Here is a 20,574-nt window from a genome sequence, read left to right on the forward strand (position 1 = left end):
AGGCTAGGCAGTTTCCGCCCCCGCCGCCAGGGCCCAGCCCGCCGCCATTTCTGCCCCGCGAGAAACGCATATGCGATGGCAGAAACTCTGTATAACGAGGAAGAATGCTGCCCGCGCCACTCTCCCTTCCACGAGATCGGCCGCTGCGCGTCGTGGGGGACGTGCACGGAGACATCGCCGGCTTCCGCTATGCCGCGGACACGGACAAGTTCGTCGTCCAGCTCGGCGATCTGGTGGATTATGGGCCGGACAGCGCCGGCGTGCTCCGCCTCATGTTCGCGCTCATCGATCGCGGACAGGGGCTGTTCCTGCTTGGCAATCACGATCTCAAGCTCGCGCGCTATTTGATGGGCCAGAAGGTGCGCAGCAATGGCGAGCTGGTGGCGACGGCGCGGCAGATGGATGCGCCGCTGCGCGCCCGCTTCCTCGCCGAGGCGGCCCGCGCGCCGCTATGGCTGCACAGCGGCGAGCGGCTGTTCGTGCATGCGGGTTTCCATACCGAGATGCTGCAGGGCCCCTCGACGCCCATGGAAATTGGCCGGGCCATCGGCATCCATGCGAGGGCGCTCTTCGGCGAGCCCACCGGCCATGCGCAGGCCGATGGCTTCCCCGAACGCAGCCTGCGCTGGGTGGGGCGGATTCCGCCGGGCCTTACCGTCTATGTCGGGCATGACCGGCGCAGCCAGGACGGGCGGCCGCTGACGCAATGGGCGCGCGGCGGTGGGCGGGCGATTTTTCTCGATACCGGCGCCGGCAAGGGCGGGCACCTGTCCTGGATCGATCTGCCGCCCGAAAACGAAGCCTGAGGCTCAGGGCAGGCGCAGCGCCGCGGTAATGCGGAGATCGACGCGATCGGCAATCAGCGGCCGATCCGCCGTCATGCCGAAGGCCGTGCGGTCCAGCCCGCCTTCGGCCGCGACCAGAAGCACCGCGACGCCCTGGCGCGTGCCGTGGGTGACAGTGCCCGTCAGCACCATCGGCTGCGTCACCCCCCGGATGGTCAGATGGCCGGTGACGGTGAAACGGCCGCCGCTGCCGATCGCCGCATGGTCGCTTTCGAAGCGGATCTCGGGGAAGCGGGCGTGGTCGAAATAGGCCGCCCCGCGCAGCGTGGCGGCGCCGCCGAAGGGCACGTCGATCGCGTCGTCGGCAACGGTGACGGCGATGCGGGCGGCTTCCGGCTGGGCGGGATCGAGCAGGATGTGGCCGGCGAAGCGGGTGAAGGCACCGTTCACCGGCACGGTGCCGGCAACGACGGTGTGGAAGCGGATGTCGGCGCTGTCCGGCCCGATGGGATAATCGATGACGGCGGCGGAGGCCGAGCGGCCGAGGACCAGCGCAAGAAGCAGAAGCGCGGCCCGCAGGCTCGCAACGATCGGGCGTGTCATCGCGTTGCCTCTCAAGCTACGACAGAACTACGCTCAAAAGCGCCGCCCGGTTTCCCCTTACCGGTGTCGCATCGAGTTTTTAACCGCTCTGGCTAGAAACTGGAGAAGGATAGAGCGATTAGGCGCCCTACCCTTTTCCGAGTTGGGGCTGAGGGATCGGCGTCGCTGTCAACGGCGCCGTTCCAGGCGGAGCGAGATACGCACTCTCGCCCTTGAGCACGTCACGGAACACGTCATGCCCGGCCCCCGAGCCGGGCATCTACCCGGCGAGGCGCCACGACAACGTCTGGGCGCCCCCACAGGTTGACCCGCGGCAGAAAGCCGCGGGTAGCGATGAACGAAGCATTTCAATCAAAACCTGACAGACTTGCCTCGTCCTTCTTGTTCGAAATGAAGTACGAGCACTCACCCCGAAACCCGGCGGCGCGCCTTGAAGGCCGCGACCATCTTCGCCGTCTCGACCTCGCTCGGCAGGGCACTTTTCGGCACGCGCCGCCCGGCAGGCTTGGCCGTCTTCCCTTCGGGCTTGCGGGCCGGGACCGCGCCCGCCAGCAGGTTTGGGGGAATTTCCGACAGGAAGCGGGAGGGCTTGCTCTTCCATTGCCGCCGCCGCTCCACCCAGGAGAGGTGCAGCGTATGCCGTGCCCGGGTCAGGCCGACGTAGAAGAGCCGCCGCTCCTCGGGCAGCGAGCCTTCCGTCTCCGCCCGGCGGCTGGGAAACACCCCCTCCTCCAGCCCGGCCATGAAGACATGGTCGAATTCCAGGCCCTTGGCGCGATGCAGCGTCATCAGCTGGATGCTGTCCGGCCCCTCGGGCTCGGCATCCAGCGCGCCAAGCGCTGCCGCTTCCGCGAAATCCGCGACCGAGCCCAGACGGTCGGCGCGCGCCAGCAGCGTCTGCCAGCTGCGCCGCAGGCTGGGGCTGCGCGCCAGCGGATCGGCGAGGCCGCTGGCCTCGGCCGCCAGCCGCAGCGCCTCCGCCGGGCTGGTGCGGCGCGGATCGATTCCAGCTGCGATCTGGCGGGCGACGGCGAGCACGCCCCGGAACCCGGCGCGCTCGGCCTCGGCCAGCGGCGCATGCTCGACGCAGGCGGCCAGCGGCTCCTGCGCCTCGGTCGCGAACTGCCGCAGCCGGGTGAAGGCCTGGCCGGAAATGTCCCGCTTCGGCATGGCGCAGGTGCGACGGAAGGCATCGTCTGCCGCCGCGTCCCAGGCCTCCTGCCCGCCGCGCATGGCATGGCGGCTGAGGGCCAAGCGCAGCCAAGCAATGGCGCCGAGGATTTCCCGCGGCAATTCCACCTCGCGCTCGCTCACCACCTGGACCGGCAGCCCGGCCTCGCGCAGCGCCTCCAGAATGGGATCGGCGACGAAGCCGGCCCGCACCAGAACCGCACATTCCCGCAAGGGAAGATCGGGCGCCTTGTGCCGCAGACTCTGCACCCAGCCCAGCACGGCGCGGCCTTCATCCTCCGCCGTCTCGACGCCCCTGAGGATGATCGCGGCGCCCGCCGATCCACTGGCATCGGCGACGTGCAGGCGCTTCTGCAGAGCCTCGGGGTCCTGCGCCGAGACGGCATTGGCGGCGGCGAGGATCGTGCGGGTGGAGCGGTAGTTGGTCTCCAGCCGGATGGCGCGGGCGGCGCGCGGAAAATCCTGGCCGAAGCGGCGGATATGGGCGACCTCGGCGCCGCGCCAGCCATAGATCGACTGGCAGTCGTCACCGACCGCGAAGACCCGGCCGTGGCTGCTGGCCAGCAGGCGCAGCAGCCGGTGCTGGGCGGCATTGGTGTCCTGATACTCGTCTACCAGGATTTCGCTCCAGCGGCCGGACCAGCGGTTGGCGAGCGCGGCATCCGCAGCCATGGCCTCGGCCGGCAGGATCAGCAGATCGTCGAAGTCGAGGGCGCGCTGGCGCCGCAGTTCCTCCTGATAGGCGGGCAGCAGGCCCCGAGCCTGGTCCAGCACCTCGGCCTCGAACCGGGCGAAGGCCGGCACGCGCGGCGGCGCCTTCTTGCCGGTGACCCCGTAGTTGCGCAGGAGGGACATGGCCTCGAAAACCTGGGCACTCTCCTTCGCATCGCGGATGCCGGCGACCTGCGCCATCAGCGCACGGGCGCGCGCGGCATCGAGAATGGCGAAGCCGCGCGGCAGGCCGGGCACGGCGGCCACATCCTCGGTCAGGAGCCGCGCCATGCAGGCGTGGAAGGTGCCGACCCAATGCGGCGCGCGGGGGCCGAGCTTCCCCGCCATGCGCGCGCGCATCTCGGCCGCGGCGCGGTTGGTGAAGGTGATGCAGAGCAGGCGTTCGGGCGGCTCGCCGCGGCTGAGGATGAGGTCGATCGCGCGGCGCGCGAGCGTCTCCGTCTTGCCGGAGCCGGCACCGGCGAGCACGAGCTGGGGCGCCTGCGCCAGGACCGCCGCCTGCTGCGCGGGGTTCAGCCCCTCGAGATGATCCGACATGATGCAGCAGCTAGCACGGCGGCGGGCTGATTCGTCAGGGGCAGCGGGACGCAAGGCTGACCATGGCGGCGGAGGGTGACAGGACGGGGCGACCCAGCCGCACCGCGAGGCCAAGGGCGACGGCGATGGAATGTCGCACCTGGCACTCCTCGGCCAGATGATCCTGGCTGTCGAAGAAATCCGCGCGCGGATAGCGGCCCTGATTGGGCAGGGCGAGGAAATCCCCGCCGTAGAGGGCCGCGAGCGTCCGACCGAGGGTGGACGCGGGCGGCGCATCGGCGAATTCGGTGGGCCAGCCGCCGATGACGCGCACGCCCTGGCCCGCGGCGCGTTCGCGGAAGGCCCGCAGTTGCTCCGCCCCATCCCCCGCCGCGATCGCCCCGGGCGACGGGTCCGCGCGATGCAGGTGCGCGAGGAAGGCGCGGTTGGCGGCAGCCTCGGCAAGATCATGGCCGATGCCGTCCCCCACGGCGTTCATCGTCGTGAAGGCGGGATGAGCGAGAGCCGGGCGGAGCGCCGCGGCCGCCATCTCGACGAGGCTCGCGACGGCATCGGGCAGCGTGCCCGAGAAGGCCGCGGCGAGGCTGCGCCGCAGGCCCAAGCGCCACAGCCAAGTGCGGTCGTGGCGCCAGAGGATGGCGGCGTCCGGCCCCGCTCGGCTCGCCGTGGCGCTCGTCACATATTGCTGCAATTCCAGAGGGATATAGACAGTGTCTCCAGCGTCGAGATGCGGCAGCCAAAGGGCGAATTGCAGATCGAGGCCGAGCCCCGAGGCGACGCCCGCATTGATGCATGGGAGATCCAGCATCGGCCCGATGACGGCGCAGCGATGGGAGAAGAGCGCGTTGGACCCCGCGAAGATCACGAGCTTCGGTCCGTGAACGGCCTCGGCTGCCGCGATCTTCTCGGCCCAGGCCCGGCGCAGCGGGCCGAGATCGAGCGGCCGGTCGAGGATCAGGGCGAAGAGCGCGCCATAGAGAAGCAGGGACACGCACAGCAGGGCCACGAGGGTGGAGAGCCGTCGCATCTCAGAAGCGGAAATAGAGGAAGGGCGGCGCGGCGCCCGCGAAGACCAGCGCCTGCAGCGTGAAACCGCCGGAGAGGACGAGGCCCAGGGCGCGCCCGCGCGTGGACAGAGCATGCAGCTGGGGCACCGCGAGGACGATGATCCAGCCGAAGGCGAGGAGCGCACAGGCTTCCGGCAGCGCGAGCGTCCGCGCGTCGCCGAGCGCCGCGAGCACCGGCACCGGCCGCGCGAGCAGGCCGAGCGGTGGCCAGAGCGCGATGAGCCCGCGCGGCAAGGCGATGCCGTTCAGACCACCGAGGCCGCACAGGATGCTCCAGGCGGCTGCCATGTCTGCCGCGCGAAACGGCACCCAGGCGAGCACCACGGCGAGCAGCGTCAAGGCCCGTGCCAGCGGCCAGGGCAGCCGCGCCCAGCTCGGCGCATGCCGGTCCCAGAGCTCATGGGCGATGAGATAGAACCCGTGCAGGCCGCCCCAGAGCAGGAAGCGCCAATCGGCCCCGTGCCACAGGCCGCCGAGCAGCATCGTCACCATCAGATTGAAGCGCCGCCTTGCCTCGCCGTGGCGATTGCCGCCCAGCGGAATGTAGAGGAAATCGCGCAGGAACTGGCTCAGCGTGATGTTCCAGCGTCGCCAGAAATCCCGTATCGTCAATGCTTTGTAAGGGCTGTTGAAGTTGAGCGGGAAGCGCAGGCCGACGAGGCGCGCGAGCCCGATCGCGATGTCCGAATAGCCCGAGAAGTCGAAATAGATCTGCAAGGCGAAGGCCAGCAGCGCGACCCAGGCCTCGGCGAAGGTCAGGGCCAAGCCCTGCGCCGCCGCATCGAAGCCACGATCGGCGAGAGGGGCGAAACTGTCGGCCAATACCAGCTTCTTGGCGAGGCCGAGCAGGATGATGGTCAGAGCCTCCGCCACTTCGGCCGGAAGGACCCGTCGGCGGGGACTGGCCGCGATCTGCGGCATGATCTCGGCCGGCCGCACCAGCGGTCCGGCCAGAAGATGCGCAAAAAAGGCAATACAGTTGGCGTAAGGCAAAAACGGCCCAGCACGACCTGTGCTACGGCAAGAGGAAAGATACATAATCTGTTGAAAGGTAAAGAAACTGATCCCGAGTGGCAGCATCAGGCCGGGCGCGGTCAGCCCCAGCGATCGGGCGATGAGCGTGCCGTATTTGAAGAGCGCCAGCAGGCCGAGATTGAGCGCCACCGCACAGAGGAACCAGGGCCGTGAGGCCACCCGCCGCGCGAGCCAGGCATTGCCGAGGATGGAGCCCGCCAGAAGCGGCACATCCCAAGGGTTTCCAGAGGCATAGAAGACGAAGCTCATACCCAGAAGAAAGATCAGCGCGGCGCGATCCCCACCCCACCATGCCGCCAGCCGGAAGCCCACCAGGGCGAGGGGCAGGAAGCCGAAGAGAAAGAGCGGCGTGCCGAAGAGCATGACAGCACAGCTTGTGCACAGTCTTTATGTTTCGTAAACGAATCAAAGAGCCTGCATTCGTTTTGTCATCGGGCGCCCGGGTGCTATAGCGCCTGCGCATCGCCCTGGGCTTTCCCGGCCTCTCCGCCGATGCGACGTGAGACGGAGCCGACGTGACCGACGACCTGCCCCCCAACCCCGCTCTGCTGCCGGCCGGCCTGCGCGACCTGCTGCCCCCCGCTGCCGAAATCGAGGCGCGGTCGATCGAAGCGATGATGGATGTCTTCGCCGCTCACGGCTATCAGCGCGTCAAACCGCCGCTGGTCGAGTTCGAACACAGCCTGCTGGCCGGCACGGGCGCCGCCGTCTCGGAACAGACCTTCCGGCTGATGGACCCGGACAGCCAGCGCATGCTGGGCCTGCGGGCCGATACCACGCCGCAGGTGGCCCGCATCGCCAATACCCGGCTGGCGGCTGCCCCCCGGCCGCTCCGCCTCTCCTATGCCGAACACTGCCTGCGCGTACGCGGCACGCAGCTCGCGCCTGACCGGCAGGTGGCACAGGCCGGCATCGAGCTGATCGGCTCGGACGCGCCGGAAGCGGATGCCGAGATCATCCTGACCGGAGCCGAGGCGCTGGCCGCCCTCGGCCTGACGGCGGTGAGCTTCGACCTCGCCATGCCGACGATGGCCGCGATGCTGCTCGACCATGGCGGCTTCAAGCCCGAGCATCGCGCGAACCTCGCCCATGCGCTGGACCGCAAGGATGCGGCAGCCGTCAGCCGGCTCGGCGGCGCCATCGCCGAGGTGCTGACGCGCCTGCTGCTCGCGGCCGGCGAAGCGACCGGCGCGCTTGCCGTGCTGGCCGAGGTGGAACTGCCGCCCGAAGCGCGCGCCCTTGCCGACCGTCTCGCCGCCGTCGTCGCCGCCGTCCGCGCACGCGCCCCTGCGCTGCGGCTGACCGTCGATCCGCTGGAGTTCCGCGGCTTCCGCTATCACACCGGCCCCTCCGTCACCGTCTATGCCCTGGGCCACCAGCAGGAACTGGGTCGGGGTGGCCGTTATCTCAGCGGCGAGCAGGAGCCGGCGACCGGCCTCACCCTCTTCCCCGATGCGATTCTGGAGGCGGCGCGGCCACCGCTTCTGCGCCCCCGCCTCTACGTGCCCGCGGGCACCGAGGCGAGCCTCGCCGCCCGGTTTCGAGCGCAAGGCTTCGCTACGATCGCCGCTCTCGGCGACGAGACCGACCGGCCGGAGGCGGCCGCACGCCGCCTCGGCTGCACCCATCTGCTGCAGGATGGCGCCGCCACGGCGCTGGCCTGACCCCGACCCAACCTGACCGACTTATAAGAAGAGTTTCCGGAGTACCCGCTCATGGCGAATGTCGCGATCATCGGCGCCCAATGGGGTGACGAGGGCAAAGGCAAGGTGGTGGACTGGCTGGCGAGCCGCGCCGACGTGGTGGTGCGCTTCCAGGGCGGTCACAATGCCGGCCATACGCTGGTCGTGGGCGACCAGACCTACAAGCTCTCCCTGCTGCCGAGCGGCCTCGTGCGCGGCAAGCTCGGCGTCATCGGCAATGGCGTGGTCGTCGACCCCGAAGCGCTGCTGACCGAGATGCAGCGCCTGCAGGCGCAGGGGCTGACCATTACGCCCGAAACCTTGCGCATCGCCGAGAACGCGCCGCTGATCCTGCCGCTGCATGGCGCGCTGGACCGCGCCCGCGAAGCCGCCCGGGGCGAGCACAAGATCGGCACCACCGGGCGGGGAATCGGCCCGGCCTATGAGGACAAGGTTGCCCGCCGCGCCATTCGCCTCTGCGATCTGGCGGAGCCAGAGACACTGTCGCACAAGCTCGACGAGCTGCTGCTGCACCACAACACCCTGCTGACCGGCCTCGGCGCGGAGCCCTTCGAGAAGCAGGCGCTGCTCGACCGGCTGCTGGAACTCGCGCCCCTCCTGCTGCCCTTCGCCGAGCCCGTCTGGGAGCTGCTGGACGAGGCGCGCCGCGCCGGCCGGCGCATCCTCTTCGAGGGTGCCCAGGCGGTGATGCTGGACGTGGACCACGGCACCTATCCCTTCGTGACGAGCAGCAACACCGTCGCCGCCACCGCGGCCTCGGGCGCAGGCGTCGGCCCCTCGGTCGTCGGCACCGTGCTCGGCATCGCCAAGGCCTATACGACTCGCGTGGGCTCCGGCCCCTTCCCGACCGAGCTGTTCGACGAGACCGGCCGCACGCTGGGCGAGCGCGGCCATGAATTCGGCACGGTGACGGGCCGCCCCCGGCGCTGCGGCTGGTTCGATGCGGTGATGGTGCGCCAGGCGGTGAAGGTCGGCGGCATCCAGGGCCTGGCGCTGACCAAGCTCGACGTGCTGGACGCGTTTCCGGTGCTCCGCATCTGCACGGGCTATGAGATCGACGGCCGCACCGTGCATCACCTGCCCGCGGCGCTCGGCGCCCAGGCGCGGGCCCGCCCGATCTACGAGACGCTGGAGGGCTGGAGCGATTCGACCCGGGGTGCGCGCTCCTATGCCGATCTGCCGGCCCAAGCGATCAAATACATCCGCCGCATCGAAGAGCTGGTGGAATGCCCGGTGACGCTGCTCTCCACGAGCCCCGAGCGAGACGACACCATTCTGATGAAGGACCCCTTCGAGGGGTAAGGCGACGGTGGGTTGAGCTCGGCCATGCTGAGCCCAGCCTACGCCTATCGTCGCCAAACGCGAAAAGGGCGGATAGCCTGCGCCATCCGCCCTTTTCTATCTCGCAAACCAGCCGCGCCAGAGCGCGGCCGCCGCAATCAGCCCTGGCGGGCCTTCATGCGCGGGTTCTTCTTGTTGATCACATAGACCCGGCCGCGGCGGCGGACGACGCGGCAGTTCTTGTCGCGGGTCTTCGCGGAACGGAGGGAGTTACGCACCTTCATGGTTCAGGCCCGATCTTGGCAAAGCCGGAACCACAGAGCGGCCCGGGCTGGAGTTTCATAAACACGACAATGGACGAGGCCGGTCACCCAGCCCGTCGCGGTGTGCGGTGCATAAGGAGGCCGGGGCTCGCTGTCAATCAATGTCGGGCGCTTCCGCCCTTCCCGCAGGGCGATGGAGCCTTGCGCCGCCACGCCGCACAGCACCGCCCTCTCCCTCGGTTCTGACGCATTCGTGAAGCACGCTGCACCGCAACATTTTGGGCAGAATTGCTTGCTCCCCAGCGGCAAACATGCCAGTCCAGCCTAATCCTTAATGCTGGGTAGGATCACGATGCGTCTGCTGATCACGGGTGGGTGTGGCTTCATTGGATCGGCCGTGGTGCGCCACCTGATCCGCGACACGGATCATTCCGTCATCAATGTCGATGCCATGACCTATGCGGCCTCCGAGGAAGCACTGGAAGAGGCCCGCACGAGCAACCGCCACGAGCTGATTCGCGCCGACATCGCCGATGCCGCGGCGATGCGCGAGATCTTCGCGAGCCGTGAGCCCGATGCGGTGATGCATCTCGCCGCTGAAAGCCATGTCGACCGCTCGATCGACGGGCCCGGCGATTTCATGCGCACCAATATCATGGGCACCTTCACCCTGCTGGAGGCGGTGCGCGGCTATTACGGCACGCTGACCGGCGCCAAGAAGGAGGGCTTCCGCTTCCACCACGTCTCGACCGACGAGGTGTTCGGCGCGCTGGAAGAGAACGACCCGCCCTTCAGCGAGACCACCCCCTACGACCCGCGCAGCCCCTATTCCGCCTCCAAGGCCGCGTCCGACCATCTGGTCCGCGCCTGGAACCACACCTACGGCTTGCCGACCTTCGTCTCCAACACGACGAACAACTATGGCTTCTGGCACTTCCCCGAAAAGCTGATCCCGCTCGTCATCCTCAATGCCCTCGAAGGCAAGACCCTGCCGGTCTATGGCGACGGCTCCAACAAGCGCGACTGGCTCTTCGTGGAAGACCACGCGGTCGCTTTGGTGAAGGTGCTGACCCAGGGCAAGCCGGGTGAGACCTATTGCATCGGCGCCCGCCAGCCGCGGACCAACCTCGAAGTGGTGCATGCGATCTGCGCCGAGCTCGACCGCCGCGTGCCCGACCCGGCCGGCCCGCGTTCGCGCCTGATCCAGTTCGTGACCGACCGCCCGGGCCATGATTTCCGCTACGAGATCGACCCGTCCAAGGCCGAGGCCGCGCTCGACTGGAAGGCGGCGCATGATTTCGAGCGCGGCCTGTCCCGCACCGTCGAGTGGTACCTGAACAACCGGGAATGGTGGGAAAAGATCCGCGGCGGCCGCTATCAGGGCCAGCGCCTCGGCACCGCCGCCTGATAACCCTCCCCGCCTGACGATCGCGCGCACAAGAGAGAACGAGAATCCGATGAAAGGTATCCTGCTGGCCGGTGGTTCCGGCACGCGGCTGCACCCGATGACGCTGGCGGCCTCCAAGCAGCTGCTGCCGGTCTACGACAAGCCAATGGTCTATTACCCGCTGACCACGCTGATGCTGGCCGACATCCGCGAGATCATGCTGATCTCGACCCCGGCCGACCTGCCGCAGTTCAAGCGCCTGCTGGGTGATGGCTCCCGCTTCGGCGTGAAGTTCACCTATGCCGAACAGCCGAAGCCGGACGGCATCGCCCAGGCCTTCCTCATCGCGAAGGAATGGCTGGCGGGCGAGGCCTGCGCGCTGGCCCTCGGCGACAACATCATCCATGGCGAGCATCTGTCGACGCTGCTGCGCGCCGCCTCCGCCCGGCCGGAAGGCGCCACCGTCTTCGCCTATCAGGTGCGCGACCCCGAGCGTTACGGCGTGGTGAGCTTCGACGATACCGGCCACGCGCTGGAGATCGTCGAGAAGCCGGCGGTGCCCAAGTCCAACTGGGCGGTGACCGGCCTCTATTTCTACGACAAGCGCGTCACCCACTTCGCCGAAAGCATCAAGCCCTCACCCCGCGGCGAGCTGGAGATCACCGACCTCAACAAGATCTATCTCGAAGAAGGCACGCTGCATGTGGAGCGGCTGGGCCGCGGGGCGGCCTGGCTCGATGCCGGCATGCCGGACAGCCTGATGCAGGCAGCGACCTTCGTGCAGACCATCCAGTCCCGCCAGGGCATGCTGGTCGGTAGCCCCGAGGAAGTGGCCTTCCGCCGTGGCTTCATCACGGCGGACGAGCTGCGGGTGCAGGCCAAGGCGCTGGGCAAGACGGAGCTCGGCCGCTTCCTGAACGAACTCGCCGACGGCCACATCTGATCCTCGAGGAGGCTGCGCCATGAAGGTTGAGAAGCTCGCCATCCCCGAAGTCCTGCTCATCACGCCGCCGAAATTCGGCGATGCGCGGGGCTTCTTCTCGGAAACCTTCAACGCGAAGAAGCTGCAGGAGGCGACCGGCATCGCCGGCCCCTTCGTGCAGGACAATCACAGCCTGTCCGTGCCGCGCGGCGTCATCCGCGGCCTGCACTGCCAGCTTGCCCCCTTCATCCAGGGCAAGCTGGTGCGCTGCGTGCGCGGCGCGATCTGGGACGTGGCGGTGGATGCCCGCGTCGGCTCGCCGACCTTCGGGAAGTGGGTCGCCGCCGAACTCTCCGCCGAGAACTGGCAGCAGCTCTGGATTCCGGGCGGCTTCGTGCATGGCTTCTGCACGCTCGAGCCGAATACCGAGGTCGTCTACAAAGTGACCGGCGATTACGACAAGGCGAGCGAAGCCGGCGTGATCTGGAACGACCCCGACCTCGCTCTGCCCTGGCCCGTGGCGCCGGAAGAGGTCGTGCTCTCCGACAAGGACAAACTCCTGCCCACGCTGCGCGAGGCGGGCACGCTGTTCACCTACGAAGGCTGAGCCCATGACGATCGGACCGATCCTCGTCACCGGCGGCCAGGGCCAGGTGGCTCTTGCGCTGGGGCGTCTGGCGCCTGCCCGCGGCATGGAGGTCGTCGTCCTCGGCCGTCCCGATTTCGACTTCGATCGGCCGGAGACGATCACGGCCGTCTTCGAGAGCCGCCCCTGGGCCTACGTAGTGAACGCCGCCGCCTATACGGCGGTGGATGCGGCGGAAGGCGACGAAGCCGGGGCTGCGCGCGCCAACCGCGACGGCCCGGCGATGCTCGCGACCCTCTGCGCGGGCCGCGACATCCCCTTCATCCACATCTCGACCGACTACGTCTTCGATGGCGACAAGGGCGCGCCCTATGTCGAGACCGACCCCACCAACCCGACCGGCGCCTATGGCCGCACCAAGCGGGACGGCGAGGCGGCGGTACTGGCCGCGGGCGGCAAGTCGGTGATCCTCCGCACCGCCTGGGTCTATTCCGACACGGGCAAGAATTTCGTGAAGACGATGCTGACGGCGGGCGCGAAGCTGCCGAAGCTGCGCGTCGTCGCGGACCAGATCGGCAGCCCGACCGCGGCCGAGGACCTGGCTGCCGCCATCCTCGACATCATCGCGGTGATCGCGCGTGACGGCTGGCAGCCGGGCTTCGGCGGCCTGTTCCACGCGACGGGCGCGGGGGAGACGAGCTGGCACGGGCTCGCCATCGCGACCTTCGAGGAAGCGCAGCGCCATGGCGGCCCCTTCCCCGAGGTCGAGGCGATCACCACGGCCGACTGGCCGACCCCGGCCAAGCGCCCAGCCGACAGCCGGCTGGACAATGGCAAGCTGGCAGAGACCTTCGGCGTGCGTCTGCCGGACTGGCGCGCGAGCCTGGCCCGGACCATCGACCGGCTGCTCGCCCCTCAGGGCTGATCCCATGCCGGGCGAGACGGTGCCCCGCTGCGCCATCCTGCTCTCCACCTATAACGGCGCCGCCTATCTGGCACCTTTCCTGGAGAGCCTGCTGGCCCAGAGCGAGCCCGGCTGGCTGCTGTTCTGGCGGGACGACGGCTCCCGCGACGGGACCGTCGCGCTGATGACCGCTTGGGGGCAGGCTAACCCCGGGCGCCTGCGGCAAGTGGACCAGCCCCAGGGCAATCAGGGGGTGATGGGCAGCTTTATGGCCCTGCTGCGCGCGGCTGAAGCCGAGGGCATGCCGGCCGCCTTCTTCGCCGATCAGGACGATGTATGGCTGTCTGAAAAGCTGGCGCAGGGCTTGAGCCTTTTGGCCGAGGTGCCCGCGGGCCAGCCGGCGCTCTACTGCGCGCGGCAGCGACTGGTGGATCAGGATTTGCGGGAGATCGGGCTGTCCGCCTCCCTCGCCGGCCCGGCAGGTTTTCCCACCTGCCTCACCCAGAACATCGCGACCGGCTGTACGGTGGCCCTCAACCGCCCGGCGATCGCGCTGATCGCGGCGAGCCGCCCGCCCGCAGCCGGCTGGCACGACTGGTGGTGCTATCTGCTGGTGTCGGCCGCAGGCGGTACCATCCTGCGCGACGAGCGCGCCGTGATCCTCTACCGCCAGCATGGGACGAATCTGGTCGGGGCGCCCTCTTCTCCCGTGCGGCGTGCCCTGGCGGCGTTGCGACGCGGACCACAAGAATTTATGTCTGTATTTAGGAAAAATGTAGCAGCGCTCGAAGACAATGCCGCCGCCCTTACGCCCGAGGCCCGGCGCCAGCTCGCGCAGATTTCCGAAAGTCTGAAGGGCAGGCTCCCCGCCCGCTTGCGTGCGCTCGGGATTCCCGGTTTCCAACGCAACAGCCGGGTGCAGACGGCGCTCTTTCGTCTCTGGTTCCTCACCGGCTGATGACAGTCCCGCAATGCGGGCAGTGCAGACCCGCATGAATATACAGAGTAATGGCGCCCGAACCCTTCTTGTCGCACTGCAACACTTGAGCTAGCACGGGCCGTCTTCTTCGCCTCCGCTCCGCTTTCAGGAGCTTCGGCTGCCCTCCCCCGTCCGCCTCCCGTGTCACTCGTGGAAGGACCCTCATGGCCCGGAACAAGATCGCCCTGATCGGCGCCGGCAATATTGGCGGCACGCTGGCGCATCTGATCGGCCTTCGGGAACTGGGTGACGTGGCGCTCTTCGACGTCTTCGGCGGCGTCGCCGCCGGCAAGGCGCTGGACATCATGCAGGCGAGCCCCGTCGAAGGCTTCGACGCCACCCTGGTCGGCGGCTCGGATTACGCGATGATCGCGGGATCGGACGTGGTGATCGTGACCGCCGGCTTCCCCCGCCTGCCCGGGATGTCGCGGGACGACCTCGTGGCCAAGAATGCAAGCGTGATCGCGCAAGTCGCCGAGGGGATCGGCCAATACTGCCCCGGCGCCTTCGTCATCGTCATCACCAATCCGCTCGACGCCATGGTGGGCGTCATGCAGCAGAAATCGGGCCTGCCGCCCGAGCGCGTGGTGGGCATGGCGGGCGTGCTGGACAGCGCGCGCTTCCGCCTCTTCCTGGCTCAGGAATTCGACGTCTCCGTGGAAGACGTCACCGCCTTCGTGCTGGGCGGCCATGGCGACGCGATGGTGCCGCTCGTGCGCTATTCGACCGTCGCCGGCATTCCCGTCCCCGATCTCATCGCGATGGGCTGGACGACGGAGGAGCGCATTGCCGCCATCGTCTCCCGCACCGCCAACGGCGGTGGCGAGATCGTGAAGCTGCTCGAACGCGGCAGCGCCTTTTATGCGCCGGCGTCCTCTGCCATCGCCATGGCGGAGAGTTATCTCCGGGATAAGAAGCGGGTGCTACCCTGCGCCGCCTATTTGACCGGCCAATACGGCATCCACGACCTCTATGTCGGCGTTCCCGCCGTCATCGGGGCGCGGGGCGTCGAACGTATCGTCGAGATCAGGCTGAACGAAGCCGAGCAGGCCGCTTTCGAGCGGTCCTGCGCCGGGGTTCGCAGCCTGGTTGACGCATCCAAGCAACTGGTGGGCTGAACCTCATGAACATCCATGAATACCAGGCCAAAGAGCTTCTGAAGGCCGCAGGTGTGGCCGTGCTCGATGGCCACGTAGCCTGGACCCCGGACGAAGCGGCCGCCGCCGCCGAGAAACTGCCGGGGCCGATCTACGTCGTGAAGTCGCAGATCCACGCAGGTGGGCGCGGCGCCGGCCGCTTCGCCGACGATCCGAACGGCAAGGGCGGCGTCAGGCTCGCCAAGTCCCCGGCGGAAGTCCGCGAAGCGGCCGCCGCCATGCTGGGCCACACCCTGATCACGAAGCAGACCGGCCCCGCCGGTAAGACCGTGAACCGGGTCTATATCGAAGCCGGCTGCGACATCGCCCGCGAGCTGTATCTCTCGCTGCTGGTGGACCGCGCCACCTCGCGCATCCTCATCATGGCCTCCACCGAAGGCGGTATGGAGATCGAAGAGGTCGCCGAGCATTCGCCTGAGAAGATCCTGCGCACGGCGATCGACCCGGCGACCGGCATCTCCGCCTTCCATGCCCGCGGCCTCGCCTTCGGCCTCGGCCTCACCGGCAAACAGGTCGGCGCCTTCACCAAGTTCGTGCTGGCGATGTACAAGGCCTTCGTCGATCTCGACTGCGCGATCGTCGAGATCAACCCGTTGGTCGTGACGAAGGCCGGTGACGTCGTGGCGCTCGACGCCAAGGTGAGCTTCGACGACAACGCCCTCTTCCGCCATCCCGAGCTGGAAGAACTGCGCGACGAGGCCGAGGAAGACCCGAAGGAGCTGGAGGCGAACAAGTACAGCCTCTCCTACGTCGCGCTCGACGGCACCATCGGCTGCATGGTGAACGGCGCCGGCCTCGCCATGGCCACCATGGACATCATCAAGCTCTACGGCGGCGAACCCGCGAACTTCCTGGACGTGGGCGGCGGCGCCACCAAGGAGCGCGTGACGGCGGCCTTCAAGATCATCCTCTCCGACCCGAACGTGGAGGGGATTCTGGTGAACATCTTCGGCGGCATCATGCGCTGCGACGTCATCGCCGAAGGCGTGATCGCGGCGGCCCGCGAAGTCTCCCTCACCGTCCCGCTCGTGGTTCGTCTCGAGGGCACCAACGTCGCCCTCGGCAAGGAAATCATGGCGAAGTCCGGCCTGCCGATCATCGCGGCCGACAATCTTGCGGATGCCGCCGAAAAGGTGGTCCGCGCCGTTAAGGAAGCCGCATAACATGGCCATCCTCGTCGACAGCAATACCCGCGTCATCACCCAGGGTTTCACCGGCGCCCAGGGGACGTTCCATTCCGAGCAGGCGATCGCCTATGGCACGAAGGTCGTCGGCGGTGTCACGCCGGGCAAGGGCGGCTCCGTCCATATCGACCTGCCGGTCTTCGACACGGTGCGCGAGGCGCGCGAGAAGACCGGCGCGACCGCCAGCGCGATCTATGTGCCGCCGCCCTTCGCGGCGGACTCGATCCTCGAGGCGATCGACGCCGAGATGCCGCTGATCGTCTGCATCACCGAAGGCATTCCGGTACTGGACATGGTGAAGGTGCGCCGGGCACTGCTGGATTCGAAGTCCATCCTCGTCGGGCCGAACTGCCCGGGCGTGATCACGCCGGATGCCTGCAAGATCGGCATCATGCCGGGCCACATCCACCGCCGCGGCAAGATCGGAATCGTCAGCCGCTCGGGCACGCTGACCTATGAGGCGGTGGCGCAGACCACGGCGGCGGGCCTCGGCCAGAGCACCTGCGTCGGCATCGGTGGCGACCCCGTGAAGGGCCTCGACTTCCTCGACGTGATCGAGATGTTCCTGAAGGACGACGAGACCGAAGCGCTGATCATGATCGGCGAGATCGGTGGCCAGAGCGAGATCGTCGCGGCCGACTTCATCAAGCAGAGCGGCACGAAGAAGCCGGTCGTCGGCTTCATCGCGGGTGCGACCGCCCCTCCGGGCCGCCGCATGGGCCATGCCGGCGCCGTCATCTCCGGCGGCAAGGACACGGCGGCCGCCAAGACCGAGGCGATGAAGGCCGCCGGCATCCACGTTGCCGACAGCCCGGCCTCGCTCGGCAGCACGATGGTCAAGGCGCTGGGCGGTTGAGCCCAGCGCTAGTTGCGCTGAACAAATGTCCTGCTCTGCGAAATACGACTAGAGTAGGGCATTACTATGCACAGGGATCAACCCAGGCGTTTGACTGGGTTGTCTCCTAATCAACCAGCACGGACTATTTTTGACGGGCGCCGCGGCTTATAGCACGTGCCATCAGCGGCGGCCCCGCCCGACCGGCGGGACTGTATTCAACGGAGCCCCCATGCCAGGCGTCGATCTTCTCGCGACCGCGTTCAACGGTGCCAATGCTGCCTTCATCGCCGATCTCTACGCTCGGTGGGTGCGGGACCCCGCCTCGGTGGACCCAAGCTTCGCGACCCTCTTCGAGGCCCTCAACGACGAAGCCCGCTCGGTTCTGACCGACGCCTCCGGCGCTTCCTGGGCGCCCCGCCACTGGGAAATCGAGTCCGACGCGCCGCCCGCGCCGAAGAAGGCCGAGGGCAAGAGCGCACCTGCCGCCGCCGCGCAATCGAGCCCCGGCGTGCCGATGGCGCGCGCCGCCGCCGCCAGCCACGCGCACGAAGACACGATCAATTCCATCCGCGCCATGATGCTGATCCGCGCCTATCGCGTGCGCGGCCATCTCGGCGCCAAGCTCGATCCGCTCGGCCAGCAGGAGCGCCGGAAGAATCCGGAACTCGATCCCGCGACCTACGGCTTTACGCCGGCCGACTACGACAAGCCGATCTTCATCGACAATATGCTCGGCCGCGAAACGGCGACCCTGCGTGAAATCCTGGCGGTGCTGCAGGCGACCTATTGCGGCACCATCGGCATCGAATTCATGCACATCCAGGACGCCGCGCAGAAGGACTGGCTGCAGCGGCGCATCGAAGGCGTGGCTTGGCGCAACCAGCTCGGGCCCGACTGCCGCAAGAAGCTGCTGCAGGAGCTGACGGAAGCCGAAGCCTTCGAAGTCTTCTGCCAGAAGCGCTACGTCGGTACCAAGCGCTTCGGCCTCGAGGGCGGTGAATCCACCATCCCCGCCCTGCACACCATCATCCGCACAGCCGCGGAAGGCGGGGTCAACGAAATCGCCATTGGCATGGCGCATCGCGGCCGCCTCAACACCCTCGTCAACGTCGTCAAGAAGCCCTTCACCGCGGTCTTCAGCGAGTTCGGCGGCATGAGCCCGAAGCCGGACGACGTCCAAGGGTCGGGCGACGTGAAATACCATCTCGGCACCTCGACGGACGTCGAGATCGCCGGCCACAAGGTGCATCTCTCGCTCCAGCCCAACCCGTCCCATCTCGAGGTCGTCGACCCGGTTGTGGTGGGCAAGGTCCGTGCGCGCCAGGACGAGGCGGGCGACACCAAGTCCCGCCGCTCGGTCATGGGCATCCTGCTGCACGGCGACGCCGCCTTCGCCGGCCAGGGTATCGTGTATGAGACGCTGGCGATGAGCCAGCTCATCGGATACCGCACCGGCGGCACTATCCACGTCATCACCAACAACCAGATCGGCTTCACCACCGTGCCGGCCCATGCCTATTCGGGCCTCTACTGCACGGACGTCGCGAAATCGGTACAGTCCCCCATCATCCACGTGAACGGCGACGACCCGGAAGCGGTCTATTTCGCGGCCCGCCTGCTGACCGAATTCCGCCAGGAATTCGGCTGCGACGTGGTGCTCGACATCGTCTGCTACCGCCGCCATGGCCACAACGAATCGGACGAGCCGGCCTTTACCCAGCCGATCATGTATCGCGCCATCGGCGCGCTGAAGACGACCCGCACCCTCTATGCCGAGAAGCTGGTGGCGGATGGCGTGATGAGCGCGGACGAAGCCCAGGGCGTCTGGGATCGCTTCACCGACAAGCTGGAAGAGTCCTTCCAGGCCGCCAAGTCCTACCGGCCGAACAAGGCGGATTGGCTGGAAGGCAAGTGGACCGGCCTCAACCGGGGTGAGGACGACGAGACCCGCCAGGAAGAGAAGACCGGCGTCTCGCTCGAGACCCTCAAGGACGTCGGCGCCGCGATCTCCCGTGCGCCGGAGAATTTCGATCTCAACCCCAAGATTGCCCGCCAGCTCGAAGCCAAGAAGGTCGCGATCGACAGCGGTGAAGGCATCGACTGGGCGACCGGCGAGGCGCTGGCCTATGGCTCGCTGCTGCTCGAAGGCCATCGCGTGCGGCTTTCCGGCGAAGATTGCCAGCGTGGCACCTTCAGCCAGCGCCATGCCGTGCTGATCGACCAGACCAACCAGAACGAATACACGCCGCTCAACAACATCCGCGACGGCCAGGCGAAGATCGAGATCTACAACTCGCTGCTGTCCGAAGTCGGCGTGCTCGGCTTCGAATACGGCTATTCGGTCGCCGATCCCCGCACCCTGGTTCTGTGGGAAGCGCAGTTCGGTGACTTCGCGAACGGTGCCCAGGCGGTGATCGACCAGTTCATCGCGAGCGGCGAGACCAAGTGGCTGCGTATGTCGGGCCTCACCCTCCTGCTGCCGCATGGCATGGAAGGCCAGGGGCCGGAGCATTCCTCCGCCCGTATGGAGCGCTATCTGCAGCTCTGCGCCGAGAACAATATGCAGGTCTGCAACATCACGACGCCGGGCAACTACTTCCATGCGCTGCGCCGGCAGCTGAAGCGGAACTACCGCAAGCCGCTCGTGATCATGACGCCGAAGAGCCTGCTGCGCCACAAGCTCGCGGTCTCGCCGCTCAGCGAAATGGCCGAGGGCACGAGCTTCCGCAAGGTGATCGGCGAGATCGACGATCTGGCGCCCGCCGAGAAGATCCGCCGCGTCGTGATCTGCACCGGAAAGGTCTATTACGACCTGCTGGCGGCGCGCCGCGAGGGTGGCATCCAGGACGTCGCGATCATCCGCCTGGAGCAGATCTATCCCTTTCCGGCGATGGGCCTGCGCACCGTGCTGCAGAGCTACCCCAATGCCGAGGTCGTCTGGTGCCAGGAGGAGGCCGAGAATTACGGCGCCTGGAGCTTCGTCGACCGCCGGCTGGAGCGCGTGATGGTGGCGATCGACGCCGCCTCCAAGCGCCCCCGCTACGTCGGCCGCGCCGAAGCCGCGAGCCCGGCGACCGGCTCTGCCAAGACCCACGCCCAGGAGCAGGCAGCGCTCGTCGCCGCCGCGCTTCAATAAGCCGCCCGTTACCTTAGTCAGTCCGATCAGGAGCGACGATGCCGACCGAGATCAAGGTTCCCACGCTTGGCGAGAGCGTGACCTCCGCCACCATTGCCCGGTGGCTGAAGCAGGAAGGCGACACCGTCGCCGCCGACGAGCCCTTGGTCGAGCTGGAGACCGACAAGGTGACGGTGGAGGTCAATGCACCAGCTGCCGGCACCCTCGGCCCTATCCTGCAGAAGGACGGCGCGGAAGTAGAAGTGGGCGCGGTGCTGGGCGAAATCGCCGATGGCAGCGCGGCG

General features: G+C 67.9%; 17 protein-coding genes and 1 pseudogene. 13 read left to right on the top strand and 5 right to left on the bottom strand.

Annotation, left to right across the window (positions count from 1 at the left end; genetic code table 11):
- The first annotated feature begins 104 nt into the window (after positions 1-104).
- Positions 105-806, top strand: a complete 702-nt coding sequence (locus ACYQ6W_RS01530) for a metallophosphoesterase (protein WP_459673114.1) — start codon at positions 105-107, stop codon at positions 804-806.
- Positions 807-809: 3 nt separating this feature from the next.
- On the opposite strand, the gene ACYQ6W_RS01535 is transcribed toward ACYQ6W_RS01530, so the two are convergent.
- From ACYQ6W_RS01535 to ACYQ6W_RS01550, 4 genes are all read right to left on the bottom strand, one after another.
- Positions 810-1,388 carry a YceI family protein gene (locus ACYQ6W_RS01535; RefSeq protein WP_459673115.1) on the bottom strand — a complete coding sequence of 193 codons (579 nt, stop codon included), beginning with the start codon at positions 1,386-1,388 and terminating at the stop codon, positions 810-812.
- 405 nt (positions 1,389-1,793) lie between these two features.
- Positions 1,794-3,848, bottom strand: a complete 2,055-nt coding sequence (locus ACYQ6W_RS01540; RefSeq protein WP_459673116.1) for an ATP-dependent helicase — start codon at positions 3,846-3,848, stop codon at positions 1,794-1,796.
- 34 nt (positions 3,849-3,882) lie between these two features.
- A complete protein-coding gene (locus ACYQ6W_RS01545) occupies positions 3,883-4,875 on the bottom strand; it encodes a hypothetical protein (protein WP_459673118.1) in 993 nt (330 codons plus the stop codon).
- 1 nt (position 4,876) lies between these two features.
- Positions 4,877-6,313, bottom strand: coding sequence for an MBOAT family O-acyltransferase (locus tag ACYQ6W_RS01550; RefSeq protein ID WP_459673119.1), 1,437 nt, complete (start codon positions 6,311-6,313; stop codon positions 4,877-4,879).
- A 152-nt stretch (positions 6,314-6,465) separates the two neighbouring features.
- Here ACYQ6W_RS01550 and ACYQ6W_RS01555 point away from each other — a divergent pair, with 152 nt between their 5' ends.
- Together ACYQ6W_RS01555 and ACYQ6W_RS01560 are read left to right on the top strand one after the other, a co-directional pair.
- Positions 6,466-7,614: an ATP phosphoribosyltransferase regulatory subunit gene (locus tag ACYQ6W_RS01555; RefSeq protein WP_459673121.1), complete on the top strand. Its 1,149-nt coding sequence runs from the start codon at positions 6,466-6,468 to the stop codon at positions 7,612-7,614.
- 51 nt (positions 7,615-7,665) lie between these two features.
- Positions 7,666-8,955 carry an adenylosuccinate synthase gene (locus ACYQ6W_RS01560; RefSeq protein ID WP_459673122.1) on the top strand — a complete coding sequence of 430 codons (1,290 nt, stop codon included), beginning with the start codon at positions 7,666-7,668 and terminating at the stop codon, positions 8,953-8,955.
- A gap of 137 nt (positions 8,956-9,092) precedes the next feature.
- On the opposite strand, the gene ykgO is transcribed toward ACYQ6W_RS01560, so the two are convergent.
- Positions 9,093-9,218 (bottom strand): type B 50S ribosomal protein L36, encoded by a 126-nt coding sequence (gene ykgO / locus ACYQ6W_RS01565; protein WP_227306753.1) that lies wholly within the window; start codon positions 9,216-9,218, stop codon positions 9,093-9,095.
- A 331-nt stretch (positions 9,219-9,549) separates the two neighbouring features.
- Between ykgO and rfbB the strand changes: the two genes are divergently transcribed.
- From rfbB to ACYQ6W_RS01615, 10 genes and pseudogenes are all read left to right on the top strand, one after another.
- The gene (rfbB, locus tag ACYQ6W_RS01570; RefSeq protein WP_459673123.1) at positions 9,550-10,605 is read left to right on the top strand and encodes a dTDP-glucose 4,6-dehydratase; all 1,056 of its coding nucleotides are present in this window, start codon (positions 9,550-9,552) and stop codon (positions 10,603-10,605) included.
- Between the two features lie 49 nt (positions 10,606-10,654).
- A complete protein-coding gene (gene rfbA / locus ACYQ6W_RS01575; protein ID WP_459673124.1) occupies positions 10,655-11,527 on the top strand; it encodes a glucose-1-phosphate thymidylyltransferase RfbA in 873 nt (290 codons plus the stop codon).
- A 19-nt stretch (positions 11,528-11,546) separates the two neighbouring features.
- Positions 11,547-12,113 (top strand): dTDP-4-dehydrorhamnose 3,5-epimerase, encoded by a 567-nt coding sequence (rfbC, locus tag ACYQ6W_RS01580; protein WP_459673125.1) that lies wholly within the window; start codon positions 11,547-11,549, stop codon positions 12,111-12,113.
- Positions 12,114-12,117: 4 nt separating this feature from the next.
- Complete coding sequence (gene rfbD, locus ACYQ6W_RS01585) at positions 12,118-13,017, top strand: dTDP-4-dehydrorhamnose reductase (protein WP_459673127.1); 900 nt, start codon at positions 12,118-12,120, stop codon at positions 13,015-13,017.
- Between the two features lie 4 nt (positions 13,018-13,021).
- Positions 13,022-13,954, top strand: coding sequence for a glycosyltransferase (locus ACYQ6W_RS01590; RefSeq protein WP_459673129.1), 933 nt, complete (start codon positions 13,022-13,024; stop codon positions 13,952-13,954).
- A 185-nt stretch (positions 13,955-14,139) separates the two neighbouring features.
- Positions 14,140-15,093 (top strand): malate dehydrogenase, encoded by a 954-nt coding sequence (mdh, locus tag ACYQ6W_RS01595; protein ID WP_459673131.1) that lies wholly within the window; start codon positions 14,140-14,142, stop codon positions 15,091-15,093.
- Positions 15,094-15,098: 5 nt separating this feature from the next.
- The gene (gene sucC, locus ACYQ6W_RS01600) at positions 15,099-16,295 is read left to right on the top strand and encodes an ADP-forming succinate--CoA ligase subunit beta (RefSeq protein WP_459673134.1); all 1,197 of its coding nucleotides are present in this window, start codon (positions 15,099-15,101) and stop codon (positions 16,293-16,295) included.
- A 1-nt stretch (position 16,296) separates the two neighbouring features.
- Positions 16,297-17,172, top strand: coding sequence for a succinate--CoA ligase subunit alpha (gene sucD, locus ACYQ6W_RS01605; RefSeq protein WP_459673136.1), 876 nt, complete (start codon positions 16,297-16,299; stop codon positions 17,170-17,172).
- Between the two features lie 211 nt (positions 17,173-17,383).
- Positions 17,384-20,290, top strand: a complete 2,907-nt coding sequence (locus ACYQ6W_RS01610) for a 2-oxoglutarate dehydrogenase E1 component (protein WP_459673137.1) — start codon at positions 17,384-17,386, stop codon at positions 20,288-20,290.
- 38 nt (positions 20,291-20,328) lie between these two features.
- Positions 20,329-20,544, top strand: a pseudogene (locus ACYQ6W_RS01615) (biotin/lipoyl-containing protein); the annotation flags it as partial.
- Positions 20,545-20,574: the final 30 nt, after the last annotated feature.

The organism is Acidisoma sp. 7E03 (assembly GCF_054665075.1).

Excerpts from the sequence above, each read along its gene's own strand:
- rfbB (WP_459673123.1), top strand. The coding sequence starts at position 9,550 with ATGCGTCTGCTGATCACGGGTGGGTGTGGCTTCATTGGATCGGCCGTG.
- ACYQ6W_RS01535 (WP_459673115.1), bottom strand. The coding sequence starts at position 1,388 with ATGACACGCCCGATCGTTGCGAGCCTGCGGGCCGCGCTTCTGCTTCTT.
- ACYQ6W_RS01530 (WP_459673114.1), top strand. The coding sequence starts at position 105 with ATGCTGCCCGCGCCACTCTCCCTTCCACGAGATCGGCCGCTGCGCGTC.
- ACYQ6W_RS01545 (WP_459673118.1), bottom strand. The coding sequence starts at position 4,875 with ATGCGACGGCTCTCCACCCTCGTGGCCCTGCTGTGCGTGTCCCTGCTT.
- rfbD (WP_459673127.1), top strand. The coding sequence starts at position 12,118 with ATGACGATCGGACCGATCCTCGTCACCGGCGGCCAGGGCCAGGTGGCT.
- ACYQ6W_RS01550 (WP_459673119.1), bottom strand. The coding sequence starts at position 6,313 with ATGCTCTTCGGCACGCCGCTCTTTCTCTTCGGCTTCCTGCCCCTCGCC.
- ACYQ6W_RS01590 (WP_459673129.1), top strand. The coding sequence starts at position 13,022 with ATGCCGGGCGAGACGGTGCCCCGCTGCGCCATCCTGCTCTCCACCTAT.
- mdh (WP_459673131.1), top strand. The coding sequence starts at position 14,140 with ATGGCCCGGAACAAGATCGCCCTGATCGGCGCCGGCAATATTGGCGGC.
- sucD (WP_459673136.1), top strand. The coding sequence starts at position 16,297 with ATGGCCATCCTCGTCGACAGCAATACCCGCGTCATCACCCAGGGTTTC.
- sucC (WP_459673134.1), top strand. The coding sequence starts at position 15,099 with ATGAACATCCATGAATACCAGGCCAAAGAGCTTCTGAAGGCCGCAGGT.
- ACYQ6W_RS01560 (WP_459673122.1), top strand. The coding sequence starts at position 7,666 with ATGGCGAATGTCGCGATCATCGGCGCCCAATGGGGTGACGAGGGCAAA.
- rfbC (WP_459673125.1), top strand. The coding sequence starts at position 11,547 with ATGAAGGTTGAGAAGCTCGCCATCCCCGAAGTCCTGCTCATCACGCCG.
- ykgO (WP_227306753.1), bottom strand. The coding sequence starts at position 9,218 with ATGAAGGTGCGTAACTCCCTCCGTTCCGCGAAGACCCGCGACAAGAAC.
- rfbA (WP_459673124.1), top strand. The coding sequence starts at position 10,655 with ATGAAAGGTATCCTGCTGGCCGGTGGTTCCGGCACGCGGCTGCACCCG.
- ACYQ6W_RS01540 (WP_459673116.1), bottom strand. The coding sequence starts at position 3,848 with ATGTCGGATCATCTCGAGGGGCTGAACCCCGCGCAGCAGGCGGCGGTC.
- ACYQ6W_RS01610 (WP_459673137.1), top strand. The coding sequence starts at position 17,384 with ATGCCAGGCGTCGATCTTCTCGCGACCGCGTTCAACGGTGCCAATGCT.